General features: G+C 55.3%; 23 protein-coding genes. 10 read left to right on the forward strand and 13 right to left on the reverse strand.

The features are described from left to right. Positions 1–94: 94 nt before the first annotated feature. The gene (locus tag RIC29_01595; protein ID MEQ8733589.1) at positions 95–955 is read right to left on the reverse strand and encodes a mechanosensitive ion channel family protein; all 861 of its coding nucleotides are present in this window, start codon (positions 953–955) and stop codon (positions 95–97) included. 235 nt (positions 956–1,190) lie between these two features. Here RIC29_01595 and RIC29_01600 point away from each other — a divergent pair, with 235 nt between their 5' ends. The 3 genes from RIC29_01600 to RIC29_01610 all read left to right on the forward strand — a co-directional run bounded on the left by RIC29_01600 (position 1,191) and on the right by RIC29_01610 (position 4,963). Further along, positions 1,191–2,501: a mechanosensitive ion channel gene (locus tag RIC29_01600; protein ID MEQ8733590.1), complete on the forward strand. Its 1,311-nt coding sequence runs from the start codon at positions 1,191–1,193 to the stop codon at positions 2,499–2,501. 96 nt (positions 2,502–2,597) lie between these two features. Continuing rightward, complete coding sequence (locus tag RIC29_01605) at positions 2,598–3,851, forward strand: MFS transporter (protein ID MEQ8733591.1); 1,254 nt, start codon at positions 2,598–2,600, stop codon at positions 3,849–3,851. A 119-nt stretch (positions 3,852–3,970) separates the two neighbouring features. Continuing rightward, positions 3,971–4,963 carry a CorA family divalent cation transporter gene (locus RIC29_01610; GenBank protein MEQ8733592.1) on the forward strand — a complete coding sequence of 331 codons (993 nt, stop codon included), beginning with the start codon at positions 3,971–3,973 and terminating at the stop codon, positions 4,961–4,963. A 24-nt stretch (positions 4,964–4,987) separates the two neighbouring features. Here the strand turns inward: RIC29_01610 and RIC29_01615 are convergent, their stop codons facing one another. Next, positions 4,988–5,209, reverse strand: coding sequence for a helix-turn-helix transcriptional regulator (locus RIC29_01615; protein MEQ8733593.1), 222 nt, complete (start codon positions 5,207–5,209; stop codon positions 4,988–4,990). Positions 5,210–5,530: 321 nt separating this feature from the next. Between RIC29_01615 and RIC29_01620 the strand changes: the two genes are divergently transcribed. The 3 genes from RIC29_01620 to RIC29_01630 all read left to right on the forward strand — a co-directional run bounded on the left by RIC29_01620 (position 5,531) and on the right by RIC29_01630 (position 6,893). Next, a complete protein-coding gene (locus RIC29_01620; protein MEQ8733594.1) occupies positions 5,531–5,851 on the forward strand; it encodes a TraR/DksA family transcriptional regulator in 321 nt (106 codons plus the stop codon). 10 nt (positions 5,852–5,861) lie between these two features. Continuing rightward, entirely contained in the window at positions 5,862–6,551 is a 690-nt protein-coding gene (locus RIC29_01625; protein MEQ8733595.1) for a hypothetical protein, read from the forward strand. Positions 6,552–6,635: 84 nt separating this feature from the next. After that, on the forward strand, positions 6,636–6,893 hold the full coding sequence (locus RIC29_01630; GenBank protein MEQ8733596.1) for a hypothetical protein: 258 nt from the start codon (positions 6,636–6,638) through the stop codon (positions 6,891–6,893). Positions 6,894–7,007: 114 nt separating this feature from the next. Here RIC29_01630 and RIC29_01635 read toward each other — a convergent pair whose 3' ends face one another. Together RIC29_01635 and RIC29_01640 are read right to left on the reverse strand one after the other, a co-directional pair. Continuing rightward, positions 7,008–7,142 carry a hypothetical protein gene (locus RIC29_01635; protein MEQ8733597.1) on the reverse strand — a complete coding sequence of 45 codons (135 nt, stop codon included), beginning with the start codon at positions 7,140–7,142 and terminating at the stop codon, positions 7,008–7,010. A gap of 178 nt (positions 7,143–7,320) precedes the next feature. Continuing rightward, on the reverse strand, positions 7,321–7,893 hold the full coding sequence (locus RIC29_01640) for a TetR/AcrR family transcriptional regulator (protein ID MEQ8733598.1): 573 nt from the start codon (positions 7,891–7,893) through the stop codon (positions 7,321–7,323). 117 nt (positions 7,894–8,010) lie between these two features. Between RIC29_01640 and RIC29_01645 the strand changes: the two genes are divergently transcribed. Further along, positions 8,011–8,592 carry an NAD(P)H-dependent oxidoreductase gene (locus RIC29_01645; GenBank protein MEQ8733599.1) on the forward strand — a complete coding sequence of 194 codons (582 nt, stop codon included), beginning with the start codon at positions 8,011–8,013 and terminating at the stop codon, positions 8,590–8,592. A 129-nt stretch (positions 8,593–8,721) separates the two neighbouring features. Here RIC29_01645 and RIC29_01650 read toward each other — a convergent pair whose 3' ends face one another. Continuing rightward, positions 8,722–9,270 (reverse strand): YcnI family protein, encoded by a 549-nt coding sequence (locus RIC29_01650; GenBank protein MEQ8733600.1) that lies wholly within the window; start codon positions 9,268–9,270, stop codon positions 8,722–8,724. A 128-nt stretch (positions 9,271–9,398) separates the two neighbouring features. Beyond that, entirely contained in the window at positions 9,399–10,616 is a 1,218-nt protein-coding gene (locus RIC29_01655; GenBank protein ID MEQ8733601.1) for a PepSY-associated TM helix domain-containing protein, read from the reverse strand. Between the two features lie 465 nt (positions 10,617–11,081). Here RIC29_01655 and RIC29_01660 point away from each other — a divergent pair, with 465 nt between their 5' ends. After that, the gene (locus RIC29_01660; protein ID MEQ8733602.1) at positions 11,082–11,828 is read left to right on the forward strand and encodes an outer membrane beta-barrel protein; all 747 of its coding nucleotides are present in this window, start codon (positions 11,082–11,084) and stop codon (positions 11,826–11,828) included. A gap of 69 nt (positions 11,829–11,897) precedes the next feature. Then, positions 11,898–12,710 (forward strand): class II aldolase/adducin family protein, encoded by an 813-nt coding sequence (locus RIC29_01665; GenBank protein ID MEQ8733603.1) that lies wholly within the window; start codon positions 11,898–11,900, stop codon positions 12,708–12,710. A 5-nt stretch (positions 12,711–12,715) separates the two neighbouring features. On the opposite strand, the gene RIC29_01670 is transcribed toward RIC29_01665, so the two are convergent. The 6 genes from RIC29_01670 to RIC29_01695 all read right to left on the reverse strand — a co-directional run bounded on the left by RIC29_01670 (position 12,716) and on the right by RIC29_01695 (position 18,986). Continuing rightward, the gene (locus RIC29_01670; GenBank protein ID MEQ8733604.1) at positions 12,716–13,354 is read right to left on the reverse strand and encodes a hypothetical protein; all 639 of its coding nucleotides are present in this window, start codon (positions 13,352–13,354) and stop codon (positions 12,716–12,718) included. 51 nt (positions 13,355–13,405) lie between these two features. After that, positions 13,406–15,700 carry an adenosylcobalamin-dependent ribonucleoside-diphosphate reductase gene (locus tag RIC29_01675; GenBank protein ID MEQ8733605.1) on the reverse strand — a complete coding sequence of 765 codons (2,295 nt, stop codon included), beginning with the start codon at positions 15,698–15,700 and terminating at the stop codon, positions 13,406–13,408. Positions 15,701–16,010: 310 nt separating this feature from the next. Then, positions 16,011–16,727, reverse strand: a complete 717-nt coding sequence (locus tag RIC29_01680) for a lysophospholipid acyltransferase family protein (GenBank protein ID MEQ8733606.1) — start codon at positions 16,725–16,727, stop codon at positions 16,011–16,013. Further along, complete coding sequence (locus RIC29_01685) at positions 16,724–17,368, reverse strand: YdcF family protein (protein MEQ8733607.1); 645 nt, start codon at positions 17,366–17,368, stop codon at positions 16,724–16,726. Before RIC29_01685 ends, RIC29_01680 begins: the two co-directional genes overlap by 4 nt. A 2-nt stretch (positions 17,369–17,370) precedes the next feature. Next, positions 17,371–18,261 (reverse strand): FtsX-like permease family protein, encoded by an 891-nt coding sequence (locus RIC29_01690; protein ID MEQ8733608.1) that lies wholly within the window; start codon positions 18,259–18,261, stop codon positions 17,371–17,373. Further along, complete coding sequence (locus RIC29_01695; protein ID MEQ8733609.1) at positions 18,258–18,986, reverse strand: ATP-binding cassette domain-containing protein; 729 nt, start codon at positions 18,984–18,986, stop codon at positions 18,258–18,260. The genes RIC29_01690 and RIC29_01695 overlap by 4 nt, the downstream gene beginning before the upstream one ends. A gap of 180 nt (positions 18,987–19,166) precedes the next feature. Between RIC29_01695 and RIC29_01700 the strand changes: the two genes are divergently transcribed. Continuing rightward, positions 19,167–21,248 (forward strand): DUF3426 domain-containing protein, encoded by a 2,082-nt coding sequence (locus tag RIC29_01700; protein MEQ8733610.1) that lies wholly within the window; start codon positions 19,167–19,169, stop codon positions 21,246–21,248. On the opposite strand, the gene RIC29_01705 is transcribed toward RIC29_01700, so the two are convergent. Further along, positions 21,245–23,761, reverse strand: coding sequence for a TIGR02302 family protein (locus RIC29_01705; protein ID MEQ8733611.1), 2,517 nt, complete (start codon positions 23,759–23,761; stop codon positions 21,245–21,247). The two genes, RIC29_01700 and RIC29_01705, sit on opposite strands and share 4 nt — an antisense overlap. Positions 23,762–23,809 lie beyond the last annotated feature (48 nt).

Raw genomic sequence — 23,809 nt, forward strand, 5'->3', positions numbered from 1 at the left:
GTCCTGGAAAAACCCAGGGCGGGGTTTTCTTATGTCTCTACCAAGGAATAACGTCACCGTTATAGCGTCTGAATTGACCCGTATCTCCTAAAGCTCAGGCATGATCAACGGTGGCGATAGAAACAGCATCAGGCTCGGTGACCGCTGAGAATAAGATTTTCTTGGTCACGGCTTGCTGAATGTTCAACGCCTCATCCTTTGGGCAGAGCAAGCTAAACAACAACGCAGGTTTGCCCAAGTCACTGGTGATCAATTTAACCGAGGCGCCGTCGCCCTCGATATCAACATCAATACGTTTCCTCAGTTTCATAAGTTCTGATTTAATTTGCTCAGCAAAAGGGAGGCACGCCTCTGTTAAAGCGGCTTCAGCAACGCCAATGCGTGCGCTCAGGGCGATGTTGTTCTCAAGCGTGACTTTAAAGTCGTGGGTGATAAAACTGCCTTTTGGAATATGGAAAACTTTACTGGTTAAAAAAACGCTGTTGGGCAGTGTCAGTTTGCGGCCCGTGTAGGCGTAGGTTCCCCCATGAAGATCGACCACCAGGAGGGTGGTTGTAAGGAGTGCGTTTTGCGCGACCTCTGCGCCAACTCCGTCAATTTCTATCCAATCGCCAACGTCAACGTTATCCAGGCTTGTGCGGATTACCGCACCGGATAAACAAAGAATGAGTTCTTTTGTTGCGATGACGATGGCCACCGCAAACGCGGTTAATGATAACGCGAAGGTTGAAAGGGCGTTGGACCAGATCACAATCAAGCCAAAACCGATCAGCAAAAAAGTGGTGGTTTTTACCGCTGATAGCCAGCGCCGCCGTTCTGCGCTGCTGGCGCGTGTGTTGCGCTTGATCAGGCCATTCACCAAAAACCGAATCACCAATAACGCGAAGATCAGCAGTGCTGACGCGGCCAGATCAATCATGTTGTCGCGGTTTATGAAGGTCGCGAGATGGTCCATGTGTGTGCGTGCCTCAGGTTGTTTATGTCTTTGGGCGTACTTACAACACCTCGGCCTTAGTATGAACGCCTGATTCTGTGCAACCGAGGATTTTACATCTGTGCGGCAGATGAAATTACGTCTGTGCAGCAGATGAAATTAAAGTTTATCAGGCTTGCTCCCAAACCCCAAACAGACCTAGGCTCTTTTAAGGTTGTGATGTTCTGACCTTATGTAAAATTAATGGGATGACACGGTGGAAGATTTAAACGTCCGGCTGCAACAAACTTGGGATATCGTTGTTGGCTGGATCTTCAGTGTGACTTTCTATGCACAGGTCAGCTTCGCCCTCGCTGCAATTGCGTTGGCCTATCTTGTTGCGACAGGCATTCGGGCGCGGGTTCGTATGTTTAGGGACACGCCTGCGCAAGGTCCGATTTACGATATTCGTCTCGCTTTGTACAAGGCGGGAGAGTTGGTTTTCCCAGTTTTTAATATCGTTTTTCTTGGCGTGGCCATTCAGATTAGCGAAGATATGGTTCAGCACGGGTGGGTGCCCCGCATCATTCAAGGGTGGGCTGTTGTTTTTCTGCTCTATCAAATCGTTTCCACGTTTGTCACCAGCGCGGCCATTAACCTGATTGTCACCTGGATTGGCGTGCCCCTTGCCGTTCTGTACGTCATTGGATGGTTGGATGATGTCACCCTCTATTTGGATGGGGTTGCGTTTCATGCTGGCGATATTCGTATCTCTGCTTTGGCCCTGGGGCGTACAATACTGTTTGGATTTATCCTGTTTTGGTTGGGCCGGGTCTCCAATGACACCGGCAAGCGTGTCATTCGTAACAACGAGAAAATGGACATTGGCACCCGCGAAGTGTTGGCCAAGCTGTTCGAGATCTCGCTGTTCGCAATCATTTTCCTGTTGCTGCTTCAGGTTGTCGGAATCAATCTCACGGCTTTGGCTGTGTTTGGTGGCGCGCTGGGTGTTGGCCTCGGCTTCGGTCTGCAGCAAATCGCGGCAAACTTTGTGTCGGGCATTATCATTCTGCTGGATCGCTCCATTACCATTGGTGATTACATTCAGCTGGAAGACGGCCGGGGCGGTACCATTCGCGAACTCAGCATGCGGTCTGCGATTCTTGAGACCTACGATGGCAAAGATATCATGGTGCCCAATGAGACTTTTATCACCACGTCTTTCACCAACTGGACTCACTTCAATCAGAAGCAGCGCTATCCCATTGAATTTAGTGTCGCGTATAAAACCGACCTGCCCAAAATGTTTGAAATTTTACGGGAAGTGGTGGCCAGCCATCCGCGGGTTTTAAGCGGTGATGATGTTCCGATTGAGGAACGACCGGACGCTGAAATTGCCAGCTTTGGAGACTCCGGCATTAACATCCTGGTGGAGTTCTGGATGGAAGGCGTTGATGACGGGGCCAATCGTGTTGGCGCCGACCTGCTGCTGATGATCTGGATGGCGTTGAAGGAAAACGGCATCGAAATTCCGTTCCCGCAGCGCGAGATCAAAGTCTTGTCCGACGACAAAAAACAGCTCGATTAACCCTCCAGCTTTTTCCCGCCATCCCAGCGCTGGCCCATTCCCGCAGGATATGGTGAACTGCTTCAGTCACTTTATACCGGTGCGGGGGGAAGCCACATGAAACGGGTTGCAGGCGCGAGTTTTATCGGAACAGCTTTGGAAGGCTACGACTTCCTTCTTTATGCCAGTGCGGCGGCCTTGGTCTTTGGGCAGTTGTTCTTTCCGGTCACGGAAGATCCGATCATCGGCACACTGCTGGCCTATTCCACCTTTACCGTGGGGTTCATCGCGCGGCCTATTGGGGGCATCATTGCCGGCCATTATGGTGATAAAATCGGGCGCAAACCCATGCTGGTGCTGACCCTTATGGTCATGGGCGTGGCCACCATGCTGATCGGATTTTTGCCGACCTATGCCCAGATTGGGGTTTGGGCGCCCATTCTCCTGACACTGCTGCGGTTTATCCAGGGTTTGGCCTATGGCGGTGAATGGGGCGGCGCGATCTTAATGGTGGTGGAATATGCGCCTGAAAACCGTCGCGGGTTCTGGGGCAGTCTGCCGCAAGCTGCCGTACCGTTTGGGTTCCTGATCGCCACCGCCGTCCTTAGCCTCTGCATTGCCCTCAGCGGCGATCAGTTCCTGATCTGGGGCTGGCGTATCCCGTTCATCCTCAGCATCCTGCCGGTGCTGGTGGGCCTCTACATTCGCATGAAGATCGACGAAACGCCTGAGTTCCAGAAAATCCGCGAACAAAGCGCGGTCGAGAAAGCCCCGGTCATCCGCGCCGTGAGTCAGTATTGGAAGCAAATCCTGTTGGCCACCGGCGTGTTTGTTCTGGTCAGCGGGCCGTATTACATCATCATCTCGTTCATGTTGTCCTACGGCACGGGCACCTTGGGCGTGCCGCGTGAAGTGATGCTCACCGGCGTGCTGATCGCCTCTGGCGTGCAGATTTTCGCCTGCGTTGGTTTCGCCGCGCTGTCCGATGTGGTTGGACGACGCCCGGTCTTATTCGGCGGTGGTATTTTCATGCTGCTCTATGCGTTTCCGCTGTTCTGGATGGTTAACACCGGCGAGCCCCTCATCATCTGGGGGGCCCTCAGCCTCGGCCTGTTTGCCTTCGGGGCCTTGTACGGCCCCATCGCCGCCTTTTTTGCCGAGCTGTTTGTCTCCAACGTGCGCTACACGGCGGCCTCTTTGGGCTATCAGGTGGGACAGGTGTTTGGCGGCGGCATTGCGCCCTTTGTCTCGACCGCATTATTGGCGATGACAGGGGGTGCATACTGGCCCGTGGCTGTCTATATGATGGTGCTGACGGTCATTGGCTTAACCAGCATTTGGGCACTGGCGGAAACCCGCCCCCAATCCTAAACCCGCTAAAGGCGACCCCTGATGATAAAACGAGAACGGCTGGTCACAACCTTTGGGCTGCTGCGAGCGTGCGCGACTTTTTTACGGTATAGCTTGGGTCTGAGAGAGAAAACGCCGCCATGATGACCTTGTATAAAAAACACGATGACCGCCTTGTCGTTTCTGGCAGCGAATACAATGTGGTTTCTGAAAACAGCCCGTCTCAAAACGCTCTGACGGACGCCCTGTGGATTGATCTCTTCAACCCCACAGCCGAGGAAAAAGCCCGGGTCGAGGGGCTGCTGGGACTCTCTTTGCCTTCCAGCGAAGACACCCAGCTTCTCGCCCCGGCGGATCGCTCCTATCAAGATGGCGAGTGCCTGGTTTTAACCGCCGCTGTACTCGCGCGGGATGAAGAACTCTATCCCTACATCAGTGATCTCACCTTCCTTGTTTCTAAAACGCGCCTGGTAACCCTGCGGGCATCCGAGCCCTTACCCATTTCCCGCTATGCGACGGCCTGTGCGGAACGTCCCCACAACCTCAGTGACGGGCACCATGTGTTCCTTGGTCTTCTGTCAGCTTTTATCAACCGGCTGTCCGAGTATGTGCAGGCCAACGGTGCCTCCATGTATGAAGGCTCCAAGCGGGTGTTTTCTGATCGCAGCAAAAACCCCATCTCCTCGGCTGAGTTTCAGCAGACCGTTGCCCAAATTGGCCGCAACAGTGACGTCAACGCCAAAGCGCGCGAGAGCTTGCTGAACATGGGGCTGTTGATTGATCACGTGCGCAATGCCTGGTTTGGGGAAGAGGACATCCAGCGCCTTCTCACAGACCTGCGCCGCGATGTGAACGATATCTCAGCGTATGCTGATTTTGTCGCGGCGCAACGCGCCTTCCTGCTCAGCGCAGTGCTTGGGCTACTGACGTTAGAGCAAAGCCGGGTGACTAAAATTCTGTCGATTGCGGCGACCGTGTTCTTACCGCCGACTCTGATCGCCAGCATTTACGGCATGAACTTCAAAATAATGCCGGAACTCAGTTCGCCCTGGGGTTATCCGGCGGCGCTGGCGTTGATGCTATTGTCAGCGGTGGTGCCGTATCTCTTCTTCCGCTGGAAGAAGTGGCTTTAGGAAAATCTAACTTGAGTTGACCGTCTACTCCGTTAAACCCTCTGTCACAAAGTCGATGGTTGTGCCGAGAGAGTGAGTAATGTCGAAGAGCCGTCCCAAAGTTAGGCAGTGACCTTGATTTTCCACACGGGTGTACTGGGCCATGTCCAGATTGCACGCCTGGGCCAGATCGCTCACGCTGACGCCAGCAGCCTGCCGTAAACTTTTTAGCCGGGAGGCAAGCGCGGCCTGAAATGTGTTATCCATAGCGTATTACTCTTCTGCGGTGCGTTTTGGTCGTTGTATCTTACTCAACGCGGATGAAACTGCCTCATCGAGGATTAAAGCTTAACGGCTGAGTCCCCGGTTCTCACGTCCAGAAGTGTAAAGTTTTGTGAAGCCAACTCTGTTTTACCATAAGTCTCTTTTACCACCGGTCGCTTGTATCGAAGGTTTGTTTGCTGCAAATCAAATACCGCCAGCTTGACAGGCCATATCCTTTAACCAGAGGTTAGCGCCTCTTTTCCTGCGTATAATCCTGTGCGAATCTGCGCTATCCTCATGCCATATTAGAAATTGGAGAGTTCAATGCCTGAAATTCAAAAAATAAAAGCCCAGTTAGAAGCAAAGCTTGCCGAGTTGTATGAACGCGCCGAGGACATCGACGCCGATCTCAGCGAGCCGCCCGACGCCAATTGGTCCGAAAACGCCGTTGAATCGGAAAATGACGAAGTGCTCGAAGGCGTTGGCGCCTTAACCATGGCCGAAATTCAACAAATCAAGCAGGCGCTCGCCAAAATTGAAAACGGCACCTACGGCATATGCGTGAAGTGCGACGAAAAAATCGCCATCAAGCGGCTGGAAGCTCTGCCCTACGCCACAACCTGTATCAAATGCGCGGCGGCCTGAGTCCCCCTGTATGACACCCAAGTTTCATGTGCGCGTGCTCAGTTTCTCTAACCTGCTGGAGATAGAAGGCGCGCGCACCCCCGCGCACTATGCCGCGTTGCTCGATGCCATGGAGTTTGGTGACCGTGCGGGCCTCAGCGATGACGACCTGCGCGAGATGTGTCTGATGTCCATGCAAGACCTCACGCCCGAAGACGCCGCTTATCTGGTGCTCAAGCACGATATGGGCGACGTCTTGCGTGATGGTCAATGCCGTAATCTGTCCAATGAAATGCAGGATGAAAAGCTGTGGGAAGAATACGCGGACTCCGCCCTGCATGAACGCATGTTCAACGCGGGCAGTTTGCTCTATGCCGCTTTTCCCCGCGCGTTTCCCAAGCCCGATGCCGTGCGCGTTGAGTTAGAGGTTACTGCCGCCAATGCGGCCGCGCGGGAGCTTCTCGTGCCACCCCCCAATGAGTCGTTTTTGGTACGGCTGTTGGCCGATGGCATGGATGACCACGCGGTGCTTCATCGCCTGTACGGCGATGAACTCAAAGGCACCTCGTTTCCCAACGCCTCTGAAATCGTCTGGATTGTCCGCACGGACAAAGTCAGTGACGACGCTATGAAGTTTGAAGTGATTGGTTCCGAGTGCTGGTTGAATGCCTTGGAAGACACTCAAGCCTACGACTCAGCCGCTTACGCGGACGAGGCTTAATTAACGCGCCTTCTGGCACGCCAATTTTCTGACGCGCTCTATTATTCTGCGGAGGACCAGACCATATCCCGACGCACGCTGGCTTTGAAATTTCTGTTTGGCCTCTTGGCACCGTTTATCGGGCTGTTTGTCGGCCTGCAGATTTCACCTCTGTTGGCCAATGTTCTGATGTTCCCGTTTATCATCGTCAGTGCGCTGACAGGTACCCCCACCGGCACACCCATCGGCGAGATGTCTGGGCTGCTGTTTACCAGTCTGGTGTTGATCTCGGGTGTGGCCTGGGCCGTGCTGTTGTCTATACCCCCCTACATAAGAGCAGTGTGGGCAAGCCGGGCTAGGTGAGGAAAGCGCGTACGCGGGGAATCGCGTGCTTGCTAAACAAGTGGCGCGGCCTAACCTCCTGATCCTCAAGAAACGAGATCAGTTAAGGTCAGGTTCATCACAGCGGTTTCTGCGCTATTTGTCTTTTTTATCCTTGGGCGCAAAGGTCTTCTGCACCGCGCTGGCAGAGACGACAGGCGTCGCCTTTGGCTTTTCTTTTTTCGGCTTTTTGACTTCTTTGTTGCTGCGCCTGTTATCGCCTTTGCCCATGGGGAGCTCCTTTAAAAGTGCATCCCGTTAGCGCTAAGAATTAGCGCTCACGGGGTGCCATCACGTGACGTGTCACGCCAACGGTCTAGGTTAAATTCCACCTTAATCAGTACGCCTGATCGGGTGTGGAGGCAAGGGAAGGCAGTGGGCAGGTGAGAGAAGCAAGGGCGTGGAGCTGTCACTGCCGTACAAGGATGCGCGCGGCCATGCGTTGTGTGGTTTCAATATAGCGTTTCTGCGACCACCCACAGTCGCGAGTCAGTTGCACCCAGTTCGGCACCGAGAGCATTGTCCATAGAACATCCGTCGCCTGTTTCGGCGCATAGTCTGATGATAACGTGCCGTCTTTCTTCAACGCCTGAACGGCCGCCTCGCAGCCATGTCGCACCGCTTGCATACGGTCGTCCCAGGCTGCCGCAGCTTCGGCGTCCGTGTCTTTCATCGCCAACAGCGCTTTTGCGACACCATAGATTTCGGGAATGTGATTGCCCCAGGCTTCTATGAATTTGCTCAGGCGATCGACGCCCGTTGTTGCGGCACGGCTTGCAGCCAATCGCCCATCGACGTCTTTAACCTCGTCCAAATAGCGCGTCGTCGAAATTAATAAGTCCGCGCGGGTCGGAAAGTGCAGATACACCGCTTGCCGGCTGATGTTGGCGTCCTTGGCAATGTCGCTCATCCGTACCGAGCTGCCTTGGCCAGCTTCCAGCAGCGTCCAAGCCGACCTCAAAATGCGTTCGCGGGTTTCCATAAAATTTCTGGTCCTGATCCAACATACGTTCTTGACACAATGTAAAGTTCCATATACTTGTCATCGCGTCAACTTTACACAGTGTAAAGTATACCTGATTAAGAAAAGGATTTCATTATGCCAAAGAAGATTTTTATTTGGGTCGCGCATCCAAAAGCTGAGTCATTGTGCTCAGGCATCGCCGATGCCTATCAGACCGGAGCAGAGGCTGCCGGGTCAGAGGTGCGCCGCATGGACCTGGCCGATATGACCTTTGATCCAACCTTTGAGGGCTATAAGGACATGTTGCCGCTAGAGGCTGATCTCCAGACCTGGCAGACCAACATCACCTGGGCGGATCATGTGTTTGTGGTGCACCCGTACTGGTGGGGCGCCATGCCCACCAAGGCCAAAGCCGTGCTCGATCGCGCGTTGCTGCCCGGGTTTGCCTACAAATATCATCAAAAGGGTGTGGCCTGGGACAAACTGCTCATCGGCAAAACCGCAGATGCCATCATCACCGCCGATACGCCAACCATTATTGATACGCTGCTCTACCTCAAGCCCGCGCGCCGGGTGATTAAAAATCAGGTGTTTGGGTTCTGTGGGCTAAAGCCCAAGAACATTCTGCAATTCGGTTCCGTCAAACTCGCCAGTAAGAAGAAGATTGTGGGCTGGATCACAAAGGCTGAACACCTGGGGGCCAAAGCCGCTGCTTAGCGGCTCAAGGCCAACAGAGTGACGGGGCGGCGTAGGTAGTATTCCCATCCCCCCCATCAACGTTCGCGCTGATCGCCGCCGAGCGCACTTAAGCGTACGACCGGCGGCAGCACAGACACGAGGCGCGTTTTATTCGGCCGAGGCGGCAGCGCGACGCACTGGCAACGTGCCGGTTGTCACAAAGGGCGCGGGGTGCGCGTACGATCCCCAGCTGCGGTCGCCTTCCGGCACTTCCACCCATTTGTTTTCGCCTTCAGCGCATTCCTGAATGGTCAGAAAGTAGATCGTTGCGTTTTCCTTGCGCGGCATCAGGGCCAGAAAATTAAAGCGGTCGAATTCCAGATCACCAAGGGTTCCACCGCGCCAGATAATTTCATCGACCGACTTTGTATAAGTCACGCCTTCCGATGTAACCGGCGGGTCCATCTCGCGCATGTTCGTGCTCAACGCCCAACCGGCTTTCACTTCGGGGCGCACCATGAAAATGTCGTCAGGAATACGAATACGCATGCCGGTGGTTGGGCTGCCCGCGCAGCCATGGGGAATACCAATTTGCACCAGGTGCCACCCTCCGGCGGGGGCATCTTTATCGACACTCAGGGCGTGGCCCCAGGCCGAGGCCACAAAGGTGAATGCGGTGAGAAACACTGTGGCTGCAGCCGTAAACGATTTTTGCATCAGTCGTCTCCTTAGCTGGTTGGATTTTTGGATACGCTCAAAGTGAATTCCTTCACGCTACCAAGGTAGACCTCTTCACACCATTAAAATCATATCTGCTGAGGCATTCTGCTTTCTGGGTCTCTGCTTTAGTGAGGTCTCGCCTTGGCTTTGCGGGTCGGCTTGCCGGTGCGGGTTTGCGGCTGCTCGCGCAGATCGGTCAGCACGTCTTTGGTAAACTTACGGCGCAGCCACAGCATCAGGCCGGTGACAAACAACATCGGAAACGCCAGTCCGCCCGCAAACACCAGCCAACGACCGGGCAGGCCCAGAATAGAGCCGTTGTGAATGGTGCCCGCGAAATCGCTGGCCAGCGCGTCCACAATATGTTGCTGCGACGGATTGGCGGTGTCGATGACGTCACCCGAGTATCTGTCCACAAATACGGTGATCGACGCGCTCATGGCCGTTTCCCCCGCAGGCAGGGTGCGGATCATATAGCTTCCCGTTGGCCCGAAGGCGTTGAGCGCCAGGTTCACCCAATGGCCGGGAGACTGCGCTTGGCCGATCTTCGCCGCCTGGCCCAGGCTAATGCGGTTGTCAGTATTACTCAGGTCCTCCGGGCGAGTGGAGCTACGCCGATGCTCCACGGCGGGCGGATCGCCGAGCACGGTGCTCAGCACCACTTTGCTGTCCTCGGGCCAGATCAGGGGCAAAGCCGTCAGCGAACAGACAAACAGCACCACGAAAAAATAGGCACCGGTCACATTGTGCAGATCGCGCAGCAGGCGTTTCAGGGTGCCCGAGCTTTTGACACTCAGCGCGCGCTTCCATCGGCCTTTGCCAGATTCCGCCCCGTCTGCTGATTTTGGCCACCACAGCACCAGTCCGCCGGTCAGGCTGAACAGCAACACGATGGCCAGCGCGCCCACCAGAATTTCTCCGGTGGGGCCGGCCAGAAACTCGCCATGAAAATCATGCACCATGCCCAGCCAGCTGTGTTCGGGGCGGCCGCCCAGAACGGCGCCGGTGTAGGGGTTGAGAAACACCTGCGTACGGTCCGGCATCTGGCGGCTTTTCCACGCCATCAACGCACTGACCGACGTCTCCGGCTGATCATTATTGCGCAACAGGTATAACAGATTCTTGTTGGGGTGGGCGGCTTGGGCCGCTGCGGCCAGGTCGTCAAAAGATTTTAGGGGACCGGTGGGGATGACCGTGTGCAGTTCAGGGTACAGGGCTGAGTCGATGCTGTCCTCAAACACTAAAATCGAGCCGGACAGGCCAATCAGGGCGATGGCCAGGCCGAGCAGAAGCCCGATCCAGCGGTGGCCAAACAACCAAACTTTATGCAATTGCGGTGTCACTGACGTTGTGCTCCTTCACCCAGCTTTACGAGCTTATCCCCATCCCTCACGGGGAACCAGAACAACGCATACGATCGTGCAACAAACCAAAAAAACCTATGAAAAACCGCCGATTCTGGAGTGTTTTATCTGGGTTTGAAGGGGGGGACTCGTTCCAAGGTCGTGCGCCGAGGTGGTTCCATGGGCTCGTTCCACCGATCATACGTGCATGGGCTCGTTTGGGCGGCACCAGTCGTGCATGGGCTTGTCCCTCGGACAAGCCCCCAACAAGAAAGTCTCGTTCCAAAGGCGAGACCCCAAACAATAATTCTCGAACCAAGGGGGGGGAGCCCAGAAAAGGGCTCACTGCTTTGTGTCAAATGCATAGCCGCCATGCAGCAGCCGGCTTGGAACTGCCATAACCCTGCCTCATTTCAGGGCTGTTCTCGCGCCTGTTTTCGACCTCCTATTCACAAGGACTTCATCATGTCTCTCTTCACTAAAGTTTTTGGCTTACGCCAGCGCGCTGCAACGGCCTCTTCAATTGCTGTTGTCACTCTGGCGGCCATGACCTCCCTTGCCGCGGCGCAAGACGCCGGCCCGTATGCCAAGCTCTACGGCGGTCTTCAGTCTATCGAGGGCATGAGCTTTGCAGACCCCGCCACGGCGGACTTAGATCTCGACGGCGGCCGTGGTCTTACGCTTGGGGGCACTCTCGGCTATGGCTTCGGCAACGGCTTTCGTACCGCATTTGATGTGAGCTACGGTGAAGCCGATCTGGATGGCACCTTCCAAGAAAACGTCCAGGTGTTTGTGCCCTGCGGTGAACTGTCAGGCAGTCCCTGTCTCAACGGCACCGTTGACGGCGATTACAGCAGCCTCTCCGGCTTTGCCATGGCCTACTATGATTTCGCTACCGGCTCGGCTCTGACCCCCTATATCGGTGTGGGTGTGGGGCTTATGGATGCCAATCTGGAAGCCACCACACTGGGCACGCTCAACGTGGGCACAACCAGTGAGTTCGAGCTTGTTGATGGGTCTGACAGCGAGTTCGGGACCCGTGTTGCAGCGGGTTTTGCCTATGATGCCGGGGCGTTTGATCTGACCGCTGATTACAGTTGGACTCGCTCTGGACGCCTGGATTTGGCCGGACAGGGCGCTTATACCACCTTCAACTTTGACAAACGGGTCAACGCCCATACCTTCACCGTGGGAACGCGCTTAAAGTTCTAATCGCTCAAGGCTTCTTCCGCTGTCTCAGTCTCCACGCTATCGTGTTGGTCAGATATCAAGGAGGGTGGGATGGCGGAAGCTTTGCACGTTGGGGAGCGCAGTATTCGGGACCAGGTCTCAGAGGAGGAGTGGGCGCTCCGGGTTGATCTCGCCGCCTGCTATCGGCTCTGTGCCTTGTTCGGCTGGAATGACTACATCTTCACTCATATTTCGGTGCGACTTCCCGGCGATGAACGCCATTATCTGATCAATCCCTTTGGTCTGTTTTTTGACGAAATCACCGCCTCAAGCTTGGTGAAGATCACCCAGGACGGCGACATCCTGCTCGATCAAACCGGGCTGGGTTATAACGTCGGCGGCTATGTCATACACGGCGCTGTGCATAACGCCCGGGACGACGCTCACTGCGTCATTCATCTGCACACCAACGAGGGCGTGGCCGTCGCCGGCCAGAAAGACGGCCTGCTCCCGCTCAACCAAGATGCCATGAGCACCTTGGCGGACCTCGCTTACCACGACTTCGAAGGCATTGCCCTGGACACCGACGAGCGCGCGCGTCTTGTTGATCATATCGGCGATAAAAACTGCGTCATCCTGCGCAATCATGGCCTCATGACCCTGGGGCCGAATGTGGCCTCAGCGTTCTCTAAAATGCATGCCCTGCATAAGGCGTGCACCATTCAAGTGATGACGTTGGCGGGGGGGGTTGAGCTGGGGTTGCCGTCTCAAGCGGCGCAAGACAAAGTCCGGGCGCAGGTTTCTGGCCGCCGCCGCCCAGGCTCAGTTGCGGGTGGGGCCACCAACACCCTGCCGGTGCCTGATCTGGCGTGGCAGGGCTTCCGGCGCAAGCTCGATAGGCTTGACGAGAGTTATAAGCTTTAAGCGAATTACGGGCGGGGGGCCTGTTTGCCGGGCGCTCCAGCACCGGGAGCGGGCCGGCTGCCGACAAACGAAACCGGGTCTGCACCCTCGGGGGCAAGCTCCTGTACCTTCGCATAGAGTTCGTCTTCCAGGGCCAGGCTTGCTGGAGTGACACCCGCCACTTGATCCCAGGTGCGCTCGTCAAACACCTCTTCCTGTAACGTCAGGGTGGAATGCTGGCCGTTCAAGAGGATGTTCATATAGACCTCCATGAACGCGGCTTCAGCGGCCTGAAAGTCAGGCCAGCCGGCCTCGCCAGCTTGCGCATAAGCCTCCGCCGCAGCGACCAGAGCGCCCAATGCCTCGCGGCTTTTCGCTAGGCGCACATCTAAGACCTCCAAGGTCTTGGCATGGTCGTCACCTGCCGTCACATGAGGCAGCAGAAAATCGTGAATGCGTTGATCCTGCGCATGCAGCCGATCCATGGACTCTTTGATGTAAGCCACGCAGGCTGTGAAAAACTTCGGATCAATGCGCTTCCCGTCCGCTTTCAGCGTCATGCCGGCATCGAAAGATTTACGCACCTGGGCGAGCCGTCGCCGCTCCCGAGAGGTTTGTACGCGGGCTTCGTAGGTTTCAGGGACGGTTCCTGGAACGGGGGACATTTGATCTGATCTCCGAGGCTGTGCTGCTTTCTTAGATACAGTCTGCACCCATTAGCTACACTTTGAAAAGCCGCAGCTGGTGCAGGAATCACAGCCTTCCTGACGCATCAGTGCATACATGCCGCATTTCGGGCAGGCCCGGAAGCGCGGATCACGGGCCGGGCGGTCGAGCCGCACCACATTATCCGGTTCTTTCTCAGCCAGGTTCAGGTTGGCGTCCGACTCTGTCACCAAAAACCCGATCTCAATCATATGCTGTTCAATCACCCCACCAATGGCGGCCAGCAGGCTCGGCACATAGCGGCCATTCATCCATTGGCCGCCGCGCGGATCAAACACGGCTTTGAGTTCTTCCACAACAAATCCAACATCACCCCCGCGACGGAACACAGCCGAGATCATGCGGGTCAAAGCCACCGTCCAGGCGTAGTGCTCCATGTTCTTGGAGTTAATAAACACTTCAAACGGGCGGCGTTGGGATTGTCCGTCTGGCGTTTGCACCAGGATATCGTTGACCGTGATGTAAATGGCGTGATCGCTCTCGGGCCATTTCAGCTTGTAAGTCTGACCCGGAATGGCATCGGGCCGGTCCAGCGGCTGGGACGTGTCATGGGGTATCATCGGCGCGGCAACGGCTTCAGCCGCGTCAGCCTTTTTGACCTCCAGGACCGCCCCGCGCACGTCGGATGGTCTGTAGGTTGTGCAGCCTTTGCAGCCGGTTTCGTAGGCCGTCATATACACGTTGGCGAACTGCTCGAACGGAAAGTCTTCCGGCACATTGATGGTTTTGGAAATCGCGCTGTCCACGTGCCTTTGCACGGCGGCCTGCATGGCCAGATGTGCTGCGGGGTGCAGTGTTTGCGCATCAACAAAGTACGCGGGCAACGCCGCATCCTCGCCGAATTGATCGCGGAACATGCGATAGGCGTAGTCGCTAACCTCCTGGGATTTCCGGCTGCCGTCCGGCTGCACCACGTGACGCGTGTAGGTGAAGCTGAATACAGGCTCAATGCCTGACGAGACGTTATCAGCAAACAGTGAGATCGTGCCCGTTGGCGCAATAGATGTCAGTAGGGCGTTGCGAATGCCGTATTCGGCGATGCCATCACGGATATCCTGCGGCAGTGCCTGAATGGTCGGGCTGGCCAGATACCCTTCCTTTTCAAACAGCGGGAACGCACCTTTCTCTTTGGCAAGGTCAATAGAGGCGCGGTAGGCCGCATGAGAAATGATCTCAGCCCAGCGTTCCGCCGCTGCCACGGCCTCTGGCGTTCCGTAGGTCAGTCCGCAGAGAATGAGGGCATCCGCCAAACCTGTAATGCCAAGGCCAATACGACGCTTGTTCACCGCTTCGTTGCGCTGTTCTGCCACCGGGTAGCGGGAAGCTTCGACCACATTGTCCATCATACGGGCCGCGGTCGCGGCAACACGGCTGAGCGCATCTTCATCGACGCGGGCGTTCTTGGTAAAAGGCTCGTTAACAAAACGTGCCAGATTAATCGAGCCCAGAAGACAGGTGCCGTAAGGTGGCAAAGGCTGTTCACCGCAAGGGTTGGTCGCTGCGATCTGCTCACAATAGGCCAGATTGTTTCGGGCATTGATGCGGTCAATAAAGATCACACCGGGTTCAGCGTAATCATACGTGGCACGCATCATGCTGTCCCACAATGCCTTGGCTTTTAGAGTTTTATACTTGTGTCCGCCGAAGGTTAGCGTCCAGTCGCCATCCTCTTTGACCGCGGCCATAAAGTCATCAGTGGCCAGAACGGATAGATTAAAGTTCGTTAACCGTCCCTGGGTTTGCTTGGCCTTGATGAAGGCTTCGATATCCGGGTGATCACAACGCATCGTTGCCATCATCGCGCCACGGCGGGAGCCAGCGCTCATGATCGTGCGGCACATGGCATCCCACACGTCCATAAACGATAGCGGTCCAGAGGCATCCGCGCCGACGCCTTTCACCGGTGCCCCTTTGGGGCGCAGCGTGGAGAAGTCGTACCCAATGCCGCCACCTTGCTGCATCGTCAGGGCGGCTTCTTTCAGGTTTTCAAAAATGGACGCCATGTCATCGCCAATGGTGCCCATGACAAAGCAATTGTGCAGCGTAACAGTTCGTTTTGTACCTGCACCGGCCAGAATCCGCCCCCCAGGCAGGAACTGGTAACCTGCAAGCGCTTGATAAAACTGGGGTTCCCAGGCGGCAGGGTCATTTTCGACAGACGCCAGGGCTTCTGCCACTCTCTGCCAGGTGTCCGCGACTGTTTTGTCCACAACTTGACCGTCAGATGCCTTAAAACGGTACTTCATGTCCCAAATTTCGCTGGCAATGGCAGATAGTGCGACCACGATTTACGCTCCTTAGGTGCTCCGGCAGACTCTGACGGGGGCGCACTCTAATCCTAGAGTGTTAAAAAGTCCCGTAAAAGTGGGGCTTACAACGTATCGTGCTTCCTATCCCAACGACTCGCCAACAAGCCTGGACTTTTACGTAAATGGCTCTGTTGAGGCGAAACGGATTGTCACATAACTGTCTGAAAACACAGTTTAAAATCTGGAACAGCTGAAGCTCTCTCTCAATCACTTGAGTTTTCCCACAGACTTATCCACATGGACCGGATTTCTTCGTCAGGAGGTCACAATAAACAATGATTGCTACTCAGACAGTGCGATCTGGGCCGGGCAGTTTTTTACTGGCGGTTTCAATTGCAGTGCGCAAAGCCGTCAAAAACTCAGCGCGCGTTAATCCGGCTGGAATTGCAGGGAGGATTTGAAAGATGATCGTGCCAGGTAACTTTTTCAGGCGCGTCTTCCCCCAAATTTCCGCTGTGTTCAGAGCCATTGGAATAACAGGGGCATCGCAGTGGGCATAGAGGGCGGCAATTCCCGGCTTATATTCTTCGTAATACCCTGGTGCCGTCCGCGTGCCTTCAGGAAAGATGAGCAATGACTCACCCCGCGCTAAGGCCTCGTTGGCACCCCGTAAAATCTGACGCATCGCACTCGCCCCAGCCCCCCGGTTGATGGGGATGAGTCCACCGCGTTTGATGTACCACCCGACTAGCGGGATCCATTGAAGTGACTGCTTGAGAATAAAGACCGGGTATTTGAACATCAGAAAAAGCATGTAGGTTTCAAATGCGGATTGATGCTGGGCTGCCAAAATGCAGGGACCGTCCGGCAGGTTTTCACGGCCCCGTATTTCAAACTTTACGCCAACAATCCACTTGGCCATCGCAGCCACACCGTGCGACCAAAAACGGGTGACGGATAGCGCGCCTAACCGGGTCACGAGGAAGGGGAGCCCAAGCAATGCGACACTCAAGGTCCAGACTAAAAATAAGACAAGGTACAACGTTGATCGCAGAGCTATCACTCTGTAACTCCCTTTTCTGGCCCAGGCTCTGAACTCAGGGGTAGGGGAGCCAGACCCAGTTTCACTCTGAGGTAAGCTATAATGTACTTCGTGTATTCTCGCGCCAGCAGACTTGTGGTGCCTGGATATTTCCACCAATCGGCTTTGACTTGATCCGGGAAAACCGGATGGGCGACCATGTGGACGTTTGGCATGGCATACTGAAACTCAAGCAAGCTCCGAGGCATGTGGTAGGCTGCCGTCACAAGCCGGATAGAATGAATGTTGTTTTGCTCTACCCATTTCGACGTTTCTGAGGCATTGCCTGGTGTATCTTCCGCATCTGACCCGATGGCGATGCGATTCGACAGATTATCTTGGCTAATCGGGCTCGTCTCCAAGATATCAGTAATACTCACCGACCGACCGACCCCAGATACGAAAAGCCGCGGTGACATGCCGCGCTCTAGCAAGGCAATGCCTTCATCGACACGCCCGCTTCCGCCAGTCAGAACAACGATGGCGTCTGTTACCGTGGTTGTGTCTTTTATCTCCTCAGGCACGCTTTGCCCATATGCAATCAGGCCGATAAGCCAACTCAGAGCCAATGCGGCCGCTAGCGTGAGGGCGATACGCTTCAATGAAAAGGTCTTTACGGCCATGGCTAAATCATGGACCGCAATGTGCTCAGTACGGTCAGGTAAGCCGTGACCATTGCCAATCCGGCGGCTATAAGTGCGACCAACGGGGATGTGAGCCAGAACGCTAGTCCCAAGTTAATGTCAGGCAAGAATCCGCTTTCAACATTGCTCGCCAGCACACCGATAATGATCAGCGCAATAAGTCCTGCTGTAAGGCCACCAGCGCATCCTTTGGCCGCAGCAACTAACGTTCTTTTGGCAAATTGACTGGCGACGTACATGTCTTTGGCGCCAATGAAGTGCAGGACAGAGATGACCTCTTTAAACTCGGCCAAGCTGGCGCGTGTGGCGTAAATAATTGTGAGCGCTAGCGCTAATGTCACGACCATTGCAACGCCGATTGTGAGAGTTCTAAACCCCTCAGTCAGATTGATAAGGTGTTCAAACCACCGTCTATGGTCGTCGATGATGGCGTCTGGAACAACAGCGGCGACTGCTGCCTTCAAATTCTCTATAGCGTCGGCGGAATCATCTGAAAGTGAAACATCTATAAGATCTGGGAGCGGCAAGTTGCTCGCTGCAGCGCCCTCGCCAAGCCACGGTGCGAGAAGAGCGTCAATTTCTTCGTCTGTGAGTGCGCGGGCAGACTCTACGTTGGGAAGAACCGTCAATGCGTCAAGTGCGCGGGCTGTTCGCGCCTCATTGGCATCTTCTTCAGTGCTTGCGGGAAGGGCGGGGATTTGCACCGTTACGGTGCCGGTGACGGAGCGAGACCAGCCTGAAAGAATAGAGTCAAAAACGGTCACGCCACTGACGGATAAGATACCCAGAAAGACCATGATCGCAACGAGCCATGGAATAAACCTAGAGGCGCTGTCACCCCCTAAGGGGAGATCAGTTCTCAGACTCATCATGGCGCGGTCCTTTCCGCGACTGGACCCTTGGCATCGGGGTGCGGCGATAAGGGAGGTAGCTCTGTCAGGTTGCCATTGGCCAAAGTGAGGCGTGGAAAACCAAACCGTTGCACCAGTTGCTCGCTATGGGTTGCGATGACGATTGTGGAGCCCAGTTTGTTGAGTTCAATAAACAGTTGCATCAAGCGCAGTGCGATCTGATCGTCCACATTGCCTGTTGGCTCATCAGCCAAGATTAAACGAGGGCGGTTGACGACAGCCCGAGCGATCGCGACGCGTTGCTTCTGCCCCCCTGACAAAATAGGGGGGCTAGCGTCCATGTAATCTTCAAGTCCGACCCAAGATAACAGCTCGGTGACATTACTCTTGATTTCAGGTTCCGATAGCCCCGCCACGCGCAATGGCAAAGCAACATTGTCAAAAGTCGAAAGATGGTCAAGTAAACGAAACTCTTGAAATACGACTCCAACTTTGCGGCGAATTGCAGGCAGTTCGCCACGTGCAGCGGCGGTCACATTCGTGCCAAAAAGATGAACAACGCCGTTGGTTGGACGCTGGTCGAGGTAGAGGAGTTTTAGCAGTGAGGTTTTACCTGCGCCGGAGGGACCGGTTAGAAAATGGAAAGCCCCTTGCCGCAGAGTCAGGTTAAGGCTTGTTAAAACGTCCGGACCTTCTTCGTACCGAAGGCTGACGTTATTAAGTGTCACGGCTGGAGCCTGACTCATATTCTGATGTGACTCGCTATCTTTCACTTGTTAAGTCTGCCTGTATTTCCCAGCTATCTTAACTTAATAAGAATAACTTAACTGTATGTTTTAATATCAATGCCCAGGGTCACAGCAGCTGTGTACTGGGTAAAACACTTTATATGGTATACTCAAGCGGTATCCAACACAGGACCTTGCATGCGTATCACGTGCCCAAATTGTACCGCAGGTTTTGAGATTCCCACTCAGCTGCTTGGCCGCAAAGGCAGAAGTCTCAAATGCGCCACATGTGGCCATTCGTGGTTTCAAGCGGCTGTGGTTGATGAAATTGATCTTGCAGACGTGTTGGCGGAGACAAAAAAAGACGCTTCCAAAGATATGGGGGGCGCGGCCAAAAAACCCGATGCAGCTGCAGCAGGGCCAACAGCACAGGCTGCCGCAAAATCCGGGGGCGGCAGTCGCACGCCTGATACGGCGGCTGTCGCCGCAGCCGCAAACGCTGCCTTAGAGCAAGGCGCTACGGGTGGGCCGGGGAGTGCGCCGCCGGGAAAGGCGACCTCAATCGCTTCCGGTGACGATGGCGGTCATGGCGGCCCGCAGGCGGCCGCACTCGCAGGTAAATCCATGCGAGACCAAGCTGGGGCAACCGCGACGGGTGAAGAAGCCGTTTCGTGGATGGAGAAACAGCCAGAGTATCAGGGCCAAGCTGGTGCTATGCCGATGGAACAGTCAAACACCGACCAGCAGGGCTGGAACCAGCCAGGCATGGAACCGGGAGCGACTGGTGGTCCAGGCGCTGCGCCGCAAAGTGCAGATGCCGGATATGCTGGCGAACAAGGGGCGGTCGGTGGCCCAGGAGCTGCACCTCAAGCGCAAGAACCGGGATATCCTGCGCCAGGAAAATCCCTAAAAGGTGAAGAAGCGCCTGCCGGACCTGCGGAGAAGCCTATCTCTTGGTTAGACCGTGACCCCAGCGCGGCTGCAACAGGTATTCCAGGCATGCCTGGGATGCCCGGTGCACTGCCCGCAGCGATGCCGGGAGCCTCGGCTATAGCAGGTGGAGGCGCTGCTATGGGTGGCGCTCTTGGAGCGGCCCCAGGCGCTATGGGCGGCGCCCCTGGAGCTGCCCCAGGCGCTATGAGTGGTGCGGCAGCGCCACCGCCAGTCCCAGGACAAAGTATGATGGGGCGGGATCCGATGTCTGGTCCCGGTGCCGGGGCGGTTTCTCAATTGACGGGTCAGCAGGTGCAAGCTTCTGGGCAAGGTGCCCGGTCAATGCTCTCGGGTGAAACGGTCGGCGGCCCAGGGGGGGCGGCTCAATCGCAAATGGGTGGTGATATCAATGCGCCTGGGGGCGTCGCGGTGTCTATGCTGGATGGCAGCGAACATGCAGGTGGAGCCCAGGGTGGTGCGCCAGAGGAAGGCGCGAATGGCGGCCCGGGTCAGTCGATGCTGGGCGAGGACGAAGAGGGTGGCGCCAGCGGTGGTCCAGGTCAAGCCCCCGCAGGTATTGAGGAAAATGATTCAAACGATGACTCCTTGGATGACGATGATTCTTTCCATCAGGCTGAGCGTGGTGCTGGCGACGATGATGAGTTGGACCGCGATGATCTAGCCGACGACGAAGATGATGATGCTTTCCATCAGGCGGAGCGCGGTGAGGGCGAAGAAGGCGATGAAGATGATGCAGACGAATTAGTTGATCCGGACGATGATCGCCCTGACTTCGGGGGAAGTGCCGCTTCAGATGATGAAGACGACCCAGAGGATGACGATCTCGCCGAAGATGAGGACGATGAACAAAGCGAGAGCGATAAGCCTAAGAAAAAGAAACCAACCAAAAAAAGTAAACCCTTGGACCCTGCGTACGTCACTGCAGTGGTGATGACCGTCGTTGTTGGCCTTATCGGGAGTGTTTTGTTCGCGGCTCGTGATCAATTGAGTGATCTGTGGCCCGGAATTAATGGTGTTTATGAGGCGCTTGGTCTGGATGATGATTCTGCCGAAGGACTACGGCTGTCGTCACCCGTGCCTGTTCGTATCATGAAGGGCGGTGTACAGACTCTTGTTGTGTCTGGGTTCGTTACAAACTTGAGCCCGAACATTCAGCCGGTGCCAAATGTCAAATTGATGCTAATTGATAAAGACAATAATGTCGTGCAGGAGACATCTGCCGCCCCATCATCACCGACGATTGATCCAAACTCAACGCAGCCATACCGCATAGAGTTACAGCTGCCCGTTGAATCTGCAACGAGCTTGAAAGTGGATTGGGACTAAAACTGCTCCAGGAGGCGTCGTAAATATTGACGTTCCTCTTGAGGCCGCAACCGCTGACCGGCCCGCCGCCGTATCTCGTCTAATATTTCACGTGATCTTTGGGAGAGTCCCCGGGTATCTGGCTGCGTGGGGAGTTCTAGATCATCTTCCTGATCGGGGCCAAGATTTTGGCCGAGGGCTCCAAAGGGCTGACCACCTTGACCAGGGAGCGGAATAAGACCAGCTAACCCCTGTTCAGCTAAGGCTTGCATCATCTGTTGAGCGGCGCCCTGCATGCCCGACTGAAGGTTGGCCAGAGCCTGGGCCTGGGCATCTGAGGCTTGACGCCAGGATTCTTCGCGCAAAGCGGATTCTGCGCTCCGCATCGAAGAGTCCGCATCGCCTAACTCTCCGGGCACTTGGCCCGTCATTTCTGCCATACGCCCCATAAGGTCTCCCAAACGCTGCCGCAGGTTGTCTTGCTCCTTGGCGGCACCTTCACCTGATTCTGCCCTGCTGGGATCGGATTGAGCCGTTTCACCCTCTTGCCCTTGTTGCTCGGACTGAGGCTGGCTTTGGGTTGTGTCAGATGAGTCTTCCTGGTTCTGCTGCAAGGCGCGTTGGCGTGCTTGCTCAAAGGATGAATTGAGCATCTCGGATTGCTCTTCAGTGATCTGTTTTAGCTCTTCCATCATCTGACGCGCCGCTTCCACGTCGGGATTGGTCATGGGTGACAGGGCAGCATTTCGCAAAGTTTCGAGCATATTGCGCAGATCAGCCAGCATCTCTTTTGCGGCTTCTTCCGCGCCCAATTGTGAGAGTTCACGCAACTGCTCCATCATTTGCGCTAAGTCTTCCGATCCCATTGTTTGCAATTCACCCTGGTCGCTCAGGGGAAAACTGCCCTCTGGCATTTTTTCAGCCAGAGCCTGATAGTACTCGACCAAAGCGCGTTGGAGCCGTTCTATAAGGCGACTTATTTCTTCTGGAGAGGCGCCATTCTCAATGGCTTCGCTCAGGGCCTCTTCAGCAGCATCCAGAGCTTGTTCTGCAACCGCCATGGCACCATCTTCCATACGGATGGCGGCTTGCCACATTAGATCGATGACGCCGTCTAATACGTCTGTTGCATCTTGGAGGTTGAGGCGGTTTTTGGCACTGGCCATTGCCAAGTGGGCAATGACATCTCCCCCATATCCTTCAGGAACCTCCATCAATCGGCTCAAGGCTCGCGCTGCCATGCGCGCGGTTGAGGGATCGTTGATGAGGTCTTTGCGGTACTGAATAATTGTAGCGGCCACCAGGTGTGAGAAAGACCGCTCAGGCAAACGAAATTCAACAGTGTCACTTGCACCGGTTTGTCCTGCTGCATCTTTTGCCGTAAGGGCGAGGTTCACAGTTTCGCCTGCCCACGGGTGCGCCGTTAGGTCGTGAAAAGAGTGGTGATTCACTTCTGTTGTTGAGAGCGGGGGAACTGAAATCGAGAAATTTTTAGCCCAATTTTTTGCGTAAGGGCGTGTCTCAAATGGACGCTCTAACCGAGCAGTGACTGAGGTGATGCCATAATCATCTTTCGCGGTATAGCGAATGCTGAGACGGGAACGACCGGTTTCCTGAGGTGGTTCTGCGATGGCGATTGTCGGTGGTGCGTCTGCTAATGGTTTCAAATCCCAGGATGCGAGTGTTTTGCCAGATTGCCTGACGTCTAAGCGTTCGCCGCTAGGTAACGGGCCTTCATACCGCAGGCTGGAGTCATCCATTGAGAGCAACTCGATGACTGTGTCTTCAACGACCAATCGCGTCGGGCGTTTGGTTCCCGTCACAACGGCCAGGGCAGTGGTTCCGACTGGCACGGTGATGGCCGTGGCTGAAGCTTTTTCCATCGCCGGATCAAGTAGGACTGGCGGTCGGTTCGTATATGCGGGAGGAGTCAACCAAACCTTAACATCCACAGGTCCGGTATCTGCGGCAAGTGCTGGATTTAGTGCACGGATAAAACGTGGCGCGATATCGTCTCGCGCTGAGATGGCTCCAACAACACATAAGATCACGACAATGCTGCGCAGGGCGTAGTGGTCCCGTAACGCAAAGACCGAACGTGGGAAAGGTGCTTTTAAACGCTCAATCAAAGGACGCATACGCAACCGGTGCGCCATCCAAAGCCGGTTCTGGCTGCGGTCAGCTTTGTAGCTGAGGTTGTCTTCCCACGCCGTCAGCGGGCGATGATCAACACCAGACGAGCTTTCAAGAGCGTGACGCGCCTCTAACGTCGTTGGCCAAGAAAATTTTGAAAGTCCAATATAGCCTGACCATAAAATTGCGCTGGTGGCGGCCACCAAAACAAGGCCATGAGCGATACTCGGGAGCAGAGGGAGGAGATCAAACAATCCGACGGCGATAAATATGCCGATGATGAAGACAGGAACACAGAGGGCCGCGCTGAGGCGCTCTATCAGCAGGCTCATGCGTGCCAATGATAGACGTCGGCTGATCAGCCGCCGCAGTTGCAGTAATTGTTTCCAATCTTGGGTCATGCGCCAGTGTAGGCCCGAGCCGACCGACGGTTCAATTCCCAGTTGGCA

The sequence above is a fragment of the Rhodospirillaceae bacterium genome (genome assembly GCA_040219235.1).
Lineage (GTDB): Bacteria > Pseudomonadota > Alphaproteobacteria > Rhodospirillales > Rhodospirillaceae > WLXB01.